Genomic DNA, 13,591 nt, shown 5'->3' on the forward strand with positions numbered 1-13,591 from the left:
AATATTTTTTGTTATTCATATCGTCGATTGTTTTTTCATGCTAATTGCGTTCGAAAATCAACGGGCTAACCTCTTAACCACATCAACAAATAGGCTTCTAACGAAAGCTAATCATCTTATTCACTCTTCTGAAAATAGTCATGAAAGATTAATGGCTATTGATCCTACGTTACAAGAAGGAGGGAACTACTCAGAACAACTGGCAGAATGGGCTATTGGTTTTATTTTTGTTGCCACTGGTGTCTTTTATAACTAAATTAGTGCAAATATTAACTAAGCCGAAATAAGTCGGAACCACCGGATTTCGCTGCACAAGCGGCAAAAACCAAAAACGATTCAAGGAAACTCCATGGCCGATACCCCGTCCGCGACCCCATTAGAGCCTGTGCACTATTGGATATTTCAGGCGACCCCCGGTCGCTACGATCTGCATAGCGAACTGCATGAGGGCGCGGAGGTTAACTGGACGGTAACACGGTTTATATCGCAGTATAAAACCGGTGATATTGTGTATGTGTGGCAGGCGGGCGACGGTGCCGGTATTTATGGTTATGGCAGAATTACCGGCGAAACCTTTGTCGATGATGCGGGCAACAGCCGGGTACCTGTGCGTTATGAGCAGGTATTCACCCAACCACTGCGCCGCGAGCAGTTATTGGCGAATACGGGGTTTCGCGGACTGACCATTTTGCGCAACGCCACCGGCACCAACTTTCGCGTGACCCTGGATGAGGTGTGCCTGCTGAATGATTTGGTCTCTCCCCTCTGTAACAAGCCGGTGCCGTCGCCGTTGCAATCTGGCCCTGGAAATGGCGAGCTACAGACCGTGGTGAGTGCGAGGTATTTACTCGACTATCGGTATGATGAAGCCAGTAAAAAAGTTGTTTCTATGGCGTTAGGTGCGGTCCGGCGGTCAGAGAATACTTTGTTGGCGAGTGATTTGGTTCAATCGACGTTCTTGCTCCTTGCAATTCAAGGTAACGACTTTAGCACAACAAATAAAATAGTCGCATTTTCGGAAGTCTTTCCTGTTGGAGAGTTTATTACCGAGTGGCCGAATACAAAGTACTTTTTAGAATCTAAGGATAACGCTTTTCGTGCTGAAATTTTGCTTGAGAAGTTTTTGTCTGTCAGCTGCTCCTATTTTTTGTCCTCAGCCAGAAGGATCGCTGTAGCAACCTCTCGCAGCGAACACATCGGATTTCGTCATTTATTTGGGGCTATCTTGATCGGGGAGGTGGAGGCAATTCAGCCTTTTCTTGATGACGTACAGAATAAATTTCCCCTACTTTATACTGGAGTACACGAACCCTTCTTAGCCGTAATCTCCTCCCAATACCCCGAAGACAACCAGGACGCGTGGCGCGAGCTGATTCAGGCCAATCTCCAAACGGATGAATCACCGCACGATGATTTCCTCCCCCTTTTGACCCGCCTGGATTCCGACTCCGCCGATGATGCACCTGAAGATTTACTCGATGTCGACCGGGATGCGATTGCGCTCGCCAAAGTCCTTTGCGCGCGCGATGCGGCGCCACCACTGGCGATAGGTTTATTTGGCGATTGGGGCAGTGGTAAAACGTTTTTTATGCGGCGTTTGCGTATGCATGTTAATACGCTGACGCAAACGGTGGTGCAAGAACCGGCAAAGGAGGCCGCCTTTTGCGGCAAGGTCGCACAGATCTGGTTTAACGCCTGGCATTATCAGGAAGCCAATCTGTGGGCAAGCATGGTGAACCATGTTTTTGCAGGACTAAAGCAGGAATTGCGGCGACTCAACCCGGACACGGCGGAGAAGGAATTTAACGCGTTAATGGCGCGCCTGGACAACGACCGGGTGATGGAAAAAGAGCTGGAACACACCGCCGAGCAGGTGCGCGACCTGCGCGAGGAAAGTTTGCGCTTAGACAGCGACATAGCCGCATTGCAAACTGCGACCGAACAATTTGCCGATGTCGCCCGGCCAGAACCGGTGATGGCGGCGGATACGGCTCTTGTGCAATTGCAAAAATATAAAAAGGACATCGCCGATATTTTTGGCAAGCCGGAATTGGAAAGCCAACTGGAGCAGTTGGTAAAAAGCGGGCAGGGAGTGCAGGACTGGCTGGCGCAATTTCGTCGGCAGTCTTTGCGCAATCGTGTGCACCAATGGCTGCGGTTTTTTATGGCCAACCGGCTTCAGTTGGTTCTGTTGCTCGGCCTGGTACTCGCAGGCATCCTGGGTTCCTGGTGGATGATGTCGCTGAACAACATGCCTATGATGGGGCTGATCTCGGTATTAACGCTGTTGTCCAGCGCGGCGTTTTCACGTTTTTGTACCCGCTTTGGCAAAATTCTGCATCTGGTTTCGCGCCTGAAAGACGGCTACGAGATTGCGCAAAGCGACGCTCAGCGGCAACTTGGGAAAAAACGTGAGCGCGCCCAAAAAGAACTCCAGGAATTGCAACTGCAAAAACAGCAGACCCTGGCGGCCTTGGCGAGTGCGCGCCTGAGACACGATGAATTAAACGCGCACTACGGCCGCGCAGGGGAAGAAGCCTTTGCCAGTTTTGTTTTTTCGCGCGCGGCCAGTGCCGATTATCAAAACGAGCTGGGCATTTTGAATACGGTGCGCCGCGACTTTAGTCGACTGGATGAACTGTTGCGCGAGCAGGAGACTAACGATTTACCCAAGCTCAATCGCATTGTGCTTTATATCGACGATCTGGACCGCTGCGAGCCGCGGTTAGTGGTGGACGTATTGCAAGCGATTCATTTGATGCTGGCGTTCCCGCTGTTTATGGTGGTAGTCGGCGTGGATGCGCGCTGGCTTGGGCGGGCGCTGAAGCAACGCTATCCGTTTTTGCATCATGAAAGCGATGCCGACATAGGGCACACTGAAGCACACCAGGCCAGCACGCACGATTATCTCGAAAAAATCTTCCAAATTCCGTTTTGGCTGAAACCGCTGGACGAAAACGCAACTGCAGGGTTTCTGCGCGGGCTGCTGCGCGATCAGGTGTTGAAAGCACCACCGCCCCCCACGGTTGATACTGGAGAGGTTCAGGAGAGCGTTGGCGACGAGCCATCGGAGGAGTCGGAGGATACGGAGCCTGGCTATGTGGAACAGTTGACGCGGCAGGCGGCAGGTGCCTCTAACAGCTTACGTGCACAGCTGCTCTCCAGCGATGCGCTCCTGTTAAGTGAGTACGAGCTGCAGTTTATCGCTGAGCTGGGCGGTCTGGTGGGGCGCTCGCCCCGTGCGGTTAAGCGTTTCGTTAACCTCTACCGCATTCTCAAAGCCAGCCACCCGGATACGCGTTTGGCGAGCTTTAGTGACGAGCAGGGCCTTTGTCGGGTACCGCTCTTGCTTCTCGCCGTGTTGTGCGGCTTCCCGAAGGGTGCCGCAGATTTTTTTAACCTTGTCAGCGAGGGTGGCGATATGCCGCTGGGGGTAGGGATGCCGATGAACGATGGGCATCTCGAACCGCGACTGGCCGAGGTGGTGTCTGCGCTCTTGGTAAACCACCCGGATCTCACTTGCGAACAGGCACGGCTATGGCTTGGTCCTGTGGCCCGTTTTGGTTACCGGGAGTGGTTGCCGCAGCGGTCGCCAGACAGTTTGTAGCGTGATCCAGATGCCACTGTAATATCACAGAACTCCGCATCCTTGGCTATGCTTAGGAGACTCAGGTTAAGTCAGGTAGTGCGGGAATATGTTTCAAATCTTCAATAATATTAGCTTCGCATGGCGCCTTCGGGTGCCGCTGGGCATTGTGATTCTTGTGATGCTCGGCATTGTTGTGCTGTCGTTCCACAGTGTACGCAAGGTGTCTGAATCAAATGACAGACTGGTGCACGCCTTTTTACCCGCGTCGGAGTACTTGCTGGAGGCAGATCGTGATCTTTACCAGGCGTTGCTGGCAGAGCGCACTTTAGTGCTGTCTAACCCTAAAATGATATCGCCAGGTGAGCTGGTGGGTACCATCAACGAAAACCTGGATCAGGCCAAGGAACGTGTCGGTAAGTTTCAAAAGGCTATTTCTGTTCCCGAGTTCGACGACGAGGTCGAGCACTTTTTTAAATTGTTTAGCGAGCGTCGTCGTACGGTCGAGAAAATAATTTCCCTGGCGGCTACCGATCTGCCTGCTGCCGAAGCGCTCAGCCTTGGGAAAGGTGCGACTGATTTTGATGTTATGCGCGATGTGATTGACCAACTCACGGAGCGGACTCATCAGCGATTGGTTGACGAAGGTGAAGACATCGAGGTCGAGCAAAGTTCGATGTCGACGACACTGGTGACGCTCTTGGTTATTGCTCTTATCGTGTCTATCGCGCTTTGGATTTACCTGCCGCAAGTTGTTGTCAATCGGCTCAATGGGTTGTTAGTGCGGCTACGCGATATGGCGAGCGGCGAAGGCGATCTCACCGCGCGGTTAGAGGTGAACAGCCAAGATGAGTTTGGCCGTTTGAGCCTCGAATTCAACAAATTTGTCGCCAATCTGCAACATGCGATTGCAGACGTGCTGGCGGTAGGCCACGAACTTACCAGCAACTCGGGGGTAATTGAGCAGGCCAGTAATCGTTCCAGTAAAACCATAGAACAACAACGTCAGGAAATATCCATGGCGGCCGCAGCGGTGAACGAGATGGGGGCGACAACGGTGGAGGTCGCGCGCAATACCAACGACGCAGCGGATCGCGCTCGCTCCGCGCGAACCTGTGCTGACGAAGGTCAACAGGTGGTAGGTTCTCTGGTGAAAGGCATTGAGAGCCTGGCGCAGGATATGGCGTCCTCAGCGAGTGCGATACAGTCCTTGAAAGAGGATACTGTGAATGTTGGTGCGGTGCTGGAGGTGATTCGCGGCATCGCCGAGCAAACCAATTTACTGGCGCTGAATGCCGCTATTGAAGCGGCGCGTGCTGGCGAGCAGGGGCGCGGCTTCGCGGTTGTAGCTGACGAGGTACGCACGCTTGCGCAGCGTACTCAGCAATCGACCCAGGAAATCCGCGATGTTATCGAACAGCTTCAACAGGGCGCAGATGCGGCTGTTGAGCGGATGAATTTCAGCCGCACGCGAGTGGAGTCCAGCGTGAGCCAGGTGCAGACCGCTGGCAATGCGCTGGACCAGATTTCGGAGGTTGTGCAGGGTATTGTCGACCTCAATATTCAAATCGCCGCTGCAGCGGAACAGCAGTCCACCGCCACGGAAGAAATTAATCGCAATATGCACAACATTACCGAGCAAACTGACGAAACAGCTGAAAGCGCGCGTCAAGCTGCGGATTGTGCGGAGCAAACACGGGAGCTTGCGCTGCATCTGGGTCAAACGCTCTCCCGCTTCAAGGTATAACGCGCTACGCCAGGGTTGCTCTGGGAAAACCAGAGCAACCTACTTATCTGCTACTTCACCCCTAAACCCTTTACCCTCCTTTTTTACCCCTTTTTTACCCCCTTCAACCCCTTCACCAACCGCCCCTTCCAGTTCCTAATAGCCTCTATTTAATACATTCCGGATGTTTCATAAAAAAAATATATTAAGTATATCCCTTTAATTGATTAGATCTCTTTAATGTAGTTTTTTACTATAAATCCATCGAAGGCAATTGACCTTAACTAACAAAGACGGAGAGATCACATGACTCAATCAATCATCAACACCAAAATTCTTCCTTTTGAAGCGACTGCCTACCACCGCGGTGAATTTGTCCCTGTCAGCGACAAGGATCTGGCTGGTAAATGGGCCGTTGTCATGTTCTACCCGGCAGACTTCACTTTCGTTTGTCCTACTGAGCTGGGCGACATGGCGGACCACTACGCGAAGCTGCAGGAAATGGGCGTTGAAGTTTATTCGGTATCCACCGACACCCACTTCACCCACAAAGCCTGGCACGACAGCTCAGAAACCATCGGCAAGATTGAATTCCCGATGATTGGCGACCCCACTGGCAAAATCTCACGCAATTTCGGCGTGATGATCGAAGAAGATGGCCTGGCACTGCGCGGCACCTTCGTGATTAACCCAGAAGGCGAAATTAAAGTTGCAGAAATTCACGATCTGGGTATCGGTCGATCTGCAAAAGAGCTGGTACGCAAAATCCAGGCAGCTCAGTACGTGGCAGAACACGACGGTGAAGTTTGCCCAGCCGCCTGGCAGCCAGGCGAAGAAACACTGGCGCCTTCGCTGGATTTGGTCGGCAAAATTTAAGTTAAGCGCGTAAGTAGAGCGCCCGTTTTGGGCGCTTCGTTAACCAAAAGGGGGAATTTATAATGTTGGACGCGACGCTTAAATCGCAATTACAAACTTATTTGAATAACTTGCAGTCACCTGTTGAGCTGGTGAGTTATGCCGACGATAGTGTGAAAGGCCAGGAAGTCTATGCGCTGGTAAAAGACATCGCCGAGCTGTCTGACAAGGTTTCCCACACCGAAGGCAGTGACAGCAACGAGCGAGTACCCTCAATGGTGGTGCGCTCGGTAAAAACCGGTTCTGAAATTCGTTTTGCTGGCGTGCCTATGGGGCATGAATTTACATCGCTGGTGCTGGCGCTGCTGCACAGTGGTGGGCACCCGATTAAACTGGATGCCGATATTATTGAACAAGTACGTGCACTGGAAGGCGAGTTTCGCTTTGAAACTTACGTGTCGCTTTCGTGCCAGAACTGTCCGGATGTAGTGCAGGCGCTGAATATGATGGCGGCCATTAATCCACAAATTCACAACGTAATGATTGATGGTGCAGTATTTAAGGAAGAAGCGGACGCGCGCAATATTCTCGCGGTACCTGCGGTTTATTTAAATGGAGAGCCGTTTGCCCAGGGGCGACTGACACTGAAAGATATTTTGCAGAAAGTTGACAAAAATTCAGGCAAGCGCGAAGCAGAAAAAATATCCGCGAAAGCACCGTTTGAAGTATTGGTGGTGGGCGGTGGCCCTGCTGGCGCCTCAGCGGCAATTTACGCTGCGCGAAAGGGCATTCGCACCGGCATCGTTGCCGAGCGTTTTGGCGGTCAGGTAATGGACACCATGGCGATCGAGAACTTTATTTCGGTGAAGGCCACCGAAGGCCCAAAACTGGTCGCGGGTTTGGAAGAGCATGTGCGCGAATACGATGTAGACATTATGACGGGCGCCCGGGTTGTGTCGGTAACGCCAGCAGATGTGGTGGGCGGTTATGCGCGTGTGGAACTGAGCAACGGCGCGCACGTGTTGAGTCGCTCGGTAATCGTTGCTACCGGTGCACGTTGGCGCGAAATGAATGTGCCTGGCGAAAAAGAATATCGCGGCCGGGGTGTGGCTTATTGCCCACACTGTGACGGGCCACTGTTTAAAGGCAAGCGCGTTGCCGTGGTCGGCGGCGGTAATTCCGGTATCGAAGCGGCGATTGATCTTGCTGGTATTGTTGAACATGTTACGGTGCTGGAATTTGGTAAACAGCTGCGCGCCGATGAAGTTCTGCAACGCAAAGCACGCTCTTTGCCCAACGTAGAAATTATTACCGAAGCGCAGACTACCGAAGTGGTGGGTAATGGCGAGCGAGTCACCGCGCTTACCTATACAGACCGCGCGACAGATGAGTCGCACACGCTTGAACTGGCCGGTGTATTTGTGCAAATTGGGTTAGTGCCCAACGCAGAGTTCTTGCAGCACACTGCACAGCTCACACCGCGTGGTGAGTTGATCGTTAATGAGCGTGGCGAAGCGTCTGAAATCGGTTTGTTTGGTTGTGGCGATGTGACTAACAGCCCGTACAAGCAAATTATTATCGCGATGGGAAGCGGTGCAACCGCGGCACTTTCGGCATTCGATTATTTGATTCGCACCCCGCAACCGTTTGCAGAACAAAAGGTGGCGTAAACCCCAAAACCAAGCAGCACAAAAAAGCCCTGCAATCCAGCATATTAAAATGCGATGATTGCAGGGCTTTTTAATTTAACGGCTTTAGAGTTTGCGCGAGCTGTTCGTATTCTAAAGCGCGCTCAGGTCTACAGTTACCCGATTGTTTTTTGCTGCTATAGCGTTCCATTCCGCAGCGGAAACGGTATGCGGGTTTTCCGGGTAGGGCACGCGCGGCTCGCCAATACCGGTGCTCACCACATTCAAATCGATTTGGCCCTGCTTAATAGGAACCGCATTGTCCTGAAAGTTCATGTAAGGCAAGCTCAGGTACTGGCTCACAGGAAAGTCCGGTGTAGTATCGGCCAGTAGCAAACATTGATCGGCAGGCGTGTTGGCGGCGGCAAGTTGAAACTCGCCGTTGCTCGCTTGCTGCAGGCAGAAATTACCGCGGTGAATATTCAGTTCCACTATGCCTTCAAAGCCGACGCTGGCCAAACGATAAACCAGCGTACTGATTTGCATCATCAGCTCTTCGTTAAGCGGCGCTTGATTAAATTCAAATTGCAGGTTGGTATCCAACGCCCAACTGATTGCCGCAGTAATGCCGCTGTTCAGGCTGGTTTTGGCGAGTTCTTTGTTGCTTTGTGCAACCACTTCTGCCATCGAGCTGACCAGCGCCTGGCTCTGGCGGTTGCCTTCTACCAGAAGGTTGTAATCATCAGACAGTGTATTCAGTGCCGTGCGGGTTTCGTACAGCTGGAAACTGAGTAGGCCTACAGCAACCAGAATAAAAATCAGCAGGCTGCTGGAAAGTCGGTTTGCGCGGCGGCTGTCGGCAGAAATTTCTTCGTTGATAACCGATAAGGGCACATCGCCAATTTTAGGTTCCTTCTCTGCCGCTTTCTCTATTTCGTTGCTAAGTCTTCGCACAACATAGCGCGAATGCTCTGAAATCTGTTGCCTTACATCGGCGATGTGTAGCTCAAACAGCCTTGCCACCTGCAATTGCATTTCTTCGAAATCAGTTGTGGCAGAACTGGCCGCTGCATCGTGGTGGGGTTTTTCGCTCTCAGAATTTGGTTCCACGCTGGCTGGTGGTTGCAGTGGCGTTACTACGCCTGCGCCAGCAGCTACGGGAATCGCAACCGCTTCGTGGTGTGCAACCGGATAAATTTTAAGGCTTGCTAATACGCGTTCAAGATTGGAAGGCTTGATGACTTCTTTGGACAGAATATCCAACGCCCCTAAGGCGCGCGCTTGGCCCACATAGACGTCACCTTTTTGTGCCGTGTACATAATTACTGGCACGGTTGCTGTAGTGGGGTTCGCTTTAATAATTTTCAGCGCTTCAAAACCGTCCATCCCTTCCATGTGGTGATCCATAAAAATCACCGCAGGCATGCGATAGCTTAGGTAACCGAGTGCTTCCTCGGCAGAAAATGCGACGTCTACAGTCAGGTCGTAGCGGGTCATCATTTTCTTTAACCGAAGCTGAGCGGTTTTCGAGTCGTCTACAATTAGCGCCCGTTGCATTGCTGAACCCCAAAATTGATTTATTTTTTTATCGTTAAAACTGCGTCTGGCTTGTGGCACGTCTCATAACAAACTCATACGAAAGCTTACTTAAAGTTTCTGCCGATTTTTCCAAAAGCCCGTAGCAGAGGGCGCAGTCCCAAATTAATAACAGGCAACAAAACCATGACGAAAGTGTTTTAACAGAGGAGAGTGGGTACCGCTAACGATGCGCACATATGCGAAATTCGTGATTAAACGAATTGAAGTGTGACCAGCATAAAGGGGCCTACATGGCATATGAAAACTGTCACTAGCCGGGTTAAAACTGTTAACGCGTTTGTCGAACCTGAGCCAAAGGATGCACCGCATTTAAGCAAGCTTGGCGCGATTATGCCAGTAGACCGGGGTGCCGATATGCGGATTTGAGACGTCTGCATCGGTTAACTGTTGAGGTGTGGCAACTTTTGTCAGTTAACTCGTGTATGCGAGAATGTGCGTTTTTATGGAACTGCATTGATGAACTTCAGTAAATTTGCCAGCCAGGGGGATCGCCACCATATCCTCGGGCGGATAATCTTATTGCGCGCGCTGGCATTGACGACCGCCGTGTTGGTGTTACTGGTGTTTCAGTGGTACTTGGCGCGTAGCTTATCTTATGAGCTGATGTATACGCTGGTGGCGCTGGGTTGTGTCGCCACGCTTGTCTCGCTGGTGCGGTTGCAGCGAGCGCCGGTCGTGGACGACTGGGAGCTGGCGCTCCAACTGTTAATTGATGGTGCGATTCTGGTGTGCCTGGTGGCTTTTTCCGGCCGTGCTAGCAACCCGTTTATTTACTACCTACTGGTGCTGGTCGCCATCGCATCGGCAATTTTTCCGCGCTGGCTTGCGTGGTGTTTTGGCGCCCTGGCCGTTGTCAGTTACACCTTGCTCCTGTATCTCGACCTGGCCGCGCACATCCACCATTTGTTCAGTGATTTTCAGTTGCACCTGGTAGGCATGTGGATCAACTTTGTCGGCTCCACCGCACTCCTCACTTTTTTTGTCTCCAACCTCGCTACAGCATTGCGGGACCGGGAAATCCGGCTTGCCAAGGCACGTGAACAGGCGCTGCAGAGCGAGCAGCTTATTGCGATTGGTACCCTTGCCGCTTCCACCGCACACGCGCTCGGCACGCCTCTTTCTACCATGGCAATCGTGTTGGGCGAGATGCCGCGCAATGATGATGTCGGGTTGTTACAAGCGCAGGTGGAACGCTGCAAGCGTACCTTGGGTCAACTATCTCGGATTGCCGACAAAGAGCAATCGCGTGAGGAAGTCGCTGTTGACGAGTTGTTTGACGAGCTGAATCAGCACTATCAACTCACTTCGCCGGGCGCAGTGCCTGAGTTTATGCAGGGTGGGCGCGCCGGAGATATGCGTTTACGCTATTCGCCCCTGTTAGCGCCGGCGATTATCAATATTATCGACAACGCATTGCGGGCCGCGCGCTCGCAAGTGCAGGTGAAGGCACAGTCGCAAGGCGGGCACTTACAGATTATGGTGACCGACGACGGGGAGGGACTGGCTCCAGAGCAGGCGCTCTGCTATGGGACCCTCGAACTTGGCGGCGCGGAAGATGGCATGGGCATAGGCGTATTCCTGGCAAATACCACGCTCGAACAGCTCGGCGGACGGATTGTGTTGCATAATGCCAATGACTCTGGCGGTAGCAAAACGGCGGTCGCTATTGAATTACCCCTGCTGGACTAATCCCATGAGCAAACGATTTCTTTACCTGGAAGACGACGAGATACTCGCTGGCGTAACGGTGCGTGCGTTATCCGCGCGGGATTATCAGGTGGAACACTTTGCCTCGGTCGCGGCGGTGGAAAACTGTTCGCACATTGCGAGTTTTACCTTTGCGCTCTTGGATTTGAAGCTGGAGGATGGCAATTCACTGTCGCTCATTGAGCGTTTGATAACCGCGAACCCGGCGCTGAAAATTGTGGTGCTTACGGGTTATGCGAGTCTTGCAACTGCAGTGCAGGCAGTCAAACTCGGCGCGGTAAATTATTTGGCGAAGCCAGCCTCTATCGACGATATATTACAGGCGTTTACTGAGATCGCTGCGCCTGCACTAGAATTGGATGAGCCAACGGAAATGTCCCTGCGGCGGCGGGAGTGGGAGACGATTCAGGCAGCACTTACCGCTAACGGCGGGAATATTTCAGCGACGGCACGGCAATTGAAAATGCACCGTCGCACCTTGCAGCGAAAATTGCACAAGCGCCCGGTGAGCGAATAGCCATAAACGAATGGCCATAAACAAATAGCCATGAACATTGTGCCTGCGGGCGCTCACTGTGGCTGTGCCGGTGCGATTTGTTAGCAAAATGTAACCACAAAAAGCCGGTGTCTTATTGTGCCGTACAATGCGCCGGCTTGATTGTTCGCTTAAAGGGCTGCCGTTTGTCACTCTGGAGAGGGTCTCTATCTGCAGGGTTTGAATGAGGCGATAACTTCAGATTCAATAGCGGATTGTGATTCAGGTCCGTGTTTGCTGTGAACCAGTGTGCCGGCAACCTCACGACTCTTCAAAAAGGATGTACTGTTAATGAGCCACAGATTTAGGGTGCTCGCCCGCTGTTTAGTAGTTTGTTCATTGTTTTGCTATACCCTCTCAGCACATGCCGAAACCGGCGATTTAATTGTGGTGGATGGTTTTTATGGCCGTGCTGCGACGAGTAACGAGCAATACGATGATTCACCCGTGTACGACGCGAGCATGGGCTATATGTCGCGGGGCTGGATCTACCGCGCAGGCGTAACCGGTGGTGAACGCTTTACCCTCAGTGATACGCGCCGCGGCGAAGTTGAGGTGTACGGGGCCTATGTGCAGGCGGTCAAAATATTTGAATTTCCCTGGTTGGACATTGAGCTGGGTGCGGGCCTCTACCGTAATACGATAAAAGCCTATCTCCTGCTTAATGACGACCAGCAGACACGTTTACAAACGGGAACAACCAATCAGGTTAATTCGTTTTACAGTGTTGCTATGGTAAAAGACTTAACGTCGCTGTTATCGCTCGAACTGGTGTATCGCAATCAGTTGGATGTGGGTGGCACCAACATATCGTTATTGATGGGCGGCGCGAGAATACGTTTTTAAGGTGAATTAAATGATGAAGTTTGGCTGCGTGAGCTGTGTAGTACTCGCAATGAGTTTGCTCGCCGGGTGTGGTGGGGAAACCGATTCGCTCGCGGATCACAATGGCGATGGCCAGCAGGGCTATCTGCCCAGCTCGATACCCTCGTTAGCGCCCTCGCCATATCAGCCGGACGCGACTTACGCCACCTTTGAGCTGTACGCGCTTGCCTCTGGTGATGTCTCCTTGCAGGCGCAGCTCAGCGCAAAGCCTCTGGCATTGGCGAAGGCCGACACAGACTACATCCAGCTTGGAGACAACGGGCTGCAGGCGCTGTGGGCCAGCGTTGGCGAAAGTATCAACCAGATGGATTTGAGTGACGACCTGTTTCGCGATCTTGCAGACGCAACCGGTATGTCAGTGCAATTGCTCGAAAGTCTTGAAGATACCCTCTATTTTAATAGTCTTATTAATGCCAAGCACACCTGGTATGGATCGGTGCTGCCCTATGTTGATGGTGAGCCCTATTTCGTTACGACCGAGCTGAGCAGTGGCTCCTATCTCGACGGTTCACAAGTGACTCTGCCGCGCCCGTTCAAGCTTGACGAACTCGACGATACCTATAGCCGCAGTGCGGACGCGATAACACTGTCGTGGAACCCGATAGAAGCCGGCTTGGTGGTCGACGTACAAGCGATGGTCGAGTGCCTGGATGGACGCTCGTTCACCGTGGGTCGGCATACCGAATACGATGAGGGTTTCGTAACTTTTGAAGCGGGTGTGCTGGACAGCGAGGTTCTCTCCGGAACCTGTTTTGCGACGTTCATTGTGGTTAAGCGGCGCGAAGGCACACTGGACACCTACCTGCGCGGCGGTGTGATTGCCGGTAACCAGGTACGCCTTAAAGCGACGGTGAGTCTCGAGTAACCGCTTCTTTTTGCCGCCGTCTCTTCTATCGCCCGGTCACTGCCGGGCGTATTTGTGTCTGGGCCTAATTGTTTGGCTGCATTAACCCAAGAAAACCACTCGGGAAACCACGAAGCCAGGGAAAGTCTTCGCTTCCCCTACATCCTTCACAGGGAGCGGTGTACCATGGCGACCCCCATTTCACTGGTAGCTCCCAAATGCAGGC

General features: G+C 52.4%; 10 protein-coding genes. 9 read left to right on the forward strand and 1 reads right to left on the reverse strand.

Going from position 1 to position 13,591, the window contains the following annotated elements:
* Positions 1–349: 349 nt before the first annotated feature.
* The 4 genes from TERTU_RS03455 (at position 350) to ahpF (ending at position 7,837) form a co-directional block, all read left to right on the forward strand.
* Entirely contained in the window at positions 350–3,607 is a 3,258-nt protein-coding gene (locus tag TERTU_RS03455; protein ID WP_015819442.1) for a P-loop NTPase fold protein, read from the forward strand.
* An 88-nt stretch (positions 3,608–3,695) separates the two neighbouring features.
* On the forward strand, positions 3,696–5,333 hold the full coding sequence (locus TERTU_RS03460) for a methyl-accepting chemotaxis protein (RefSeq protein WP_015818875.1): 1,638 nt from the start codon (positions 3,696–3,698) through the stop codon (positions 5,331–5,333).
* A 285-nt stretch (positions 5,334–5,618) separates the two neighbouring features.
* A complete protein-coding gene (gene ahpC, locus TERTU_RS03465) occupies positions 5,619–6,188 on the forward strand; it encodes an alkyl hydroperoxide reductase subunit C (RefSeq protein ID WP_012779315.1) in 570 nt (189 codons plus the stop codon).
* A 62-nt stretch (positions 6,189–6,250) separates the two neighbouring features.
* Positions 6,251–7,837 (forward strand): alkyl hydroperoxide reductase subunit F, encoded by a 1,587-nt coding sequence (ahpF, locus tag TERTU_RS03470; protein WP_015820617.1) that lies wholly within the window; start codon positions 6,251–6,253, stop codon positions 7,835–7,837.
* 111 nt (positions 7,838–7,948) lie between these two features.
* Here ahpF and TERTU_RS03475 read toward each other — a convergent pair whose 3' ends face one another.
* The gene (locus TERTU_RS03475; protein ID WP_049772835.1) at positions 7,949–9,352 is read right to left on the reverse strand and encodes a response regulator; all 1,404 of its coding nucleotides are present in this window, start codon (positions 9,350–9,352) and stop codon (positions 7,949–7,951) included.
* A gap of 279 nt (positions 9,353–9,631) precedes the next feature.
* On the opposite strand from TERTU_RS03475, the gene TERTU_RS22340 reads away from it, so the two are divergent.
* From TERTU_RS22340 to TERTU_RS03495, 5 genes are all read left to right on the forward strand, one after another.
* A complete protein-coding gene (locus TERTU_RS22340; RefSeq protein WP_015818410.1) occupies positions 9,632–9,760 on the forward strand; it encodes a hypothetical protein in 129 nt (42 codons plus the stop codon).
* Positions 9,761–9,850: 90 nt separating this feature from the next.
* A complete protein-coding gene (locus TERTU_RS03480; protein WP_012779321.1) occupies positions 9,851–11,083 on the forward strand; it encodes a sensor histidine kinase in 1,233 nt (410 codons plus the stop codon).
* Between the two features lie 4 nt (positions 11,084–11,087).
* The gene (locus TERTU_RS03485) at positions 11,088–11,618 is read left to right on the forward strand and encodes a response regulator transcription factor (protein WP_015818289.1); all 531 of its coding nucleotides are present in this window, start codon (positions 11,088–11,090) and stop codon (positions 11,616–11,618) included.
* Positions 11,619–11,927: 309 nt separating this feature from the next.
* Positions 11,928–12,482, forward strand: coding sequence for a hypothetical protein (locus tag TERTU_RS03490; protein WP_015818650.1), 555 nt, complete (start codon positions 11,928–11,930; stop codon positions 12,480–12,482).
* A gap of 10 nt (positions 12,483–12,492) precedes the next feature.
* Entirely contained in the window at positions 12,493–13,386 is an 894-nt protein-coding gene (locus TERTU_RS03495) for a hypothetical protein (RefSeq protein WP_015817901.1), read from the forward strand.
* Positions 13,387–13,591: the final 205 nt, after the last annotated feature.

This window comes from Teredinibacter turnerae T7901, assembly GCF_000023025.1.
GTDB lineage: Bacteria > Pseudomonadota > Gammaproteobacteria > Pseudomonadales > Cellvibrionaceae > Teredinibacter > Teredinibacter turnerae_B.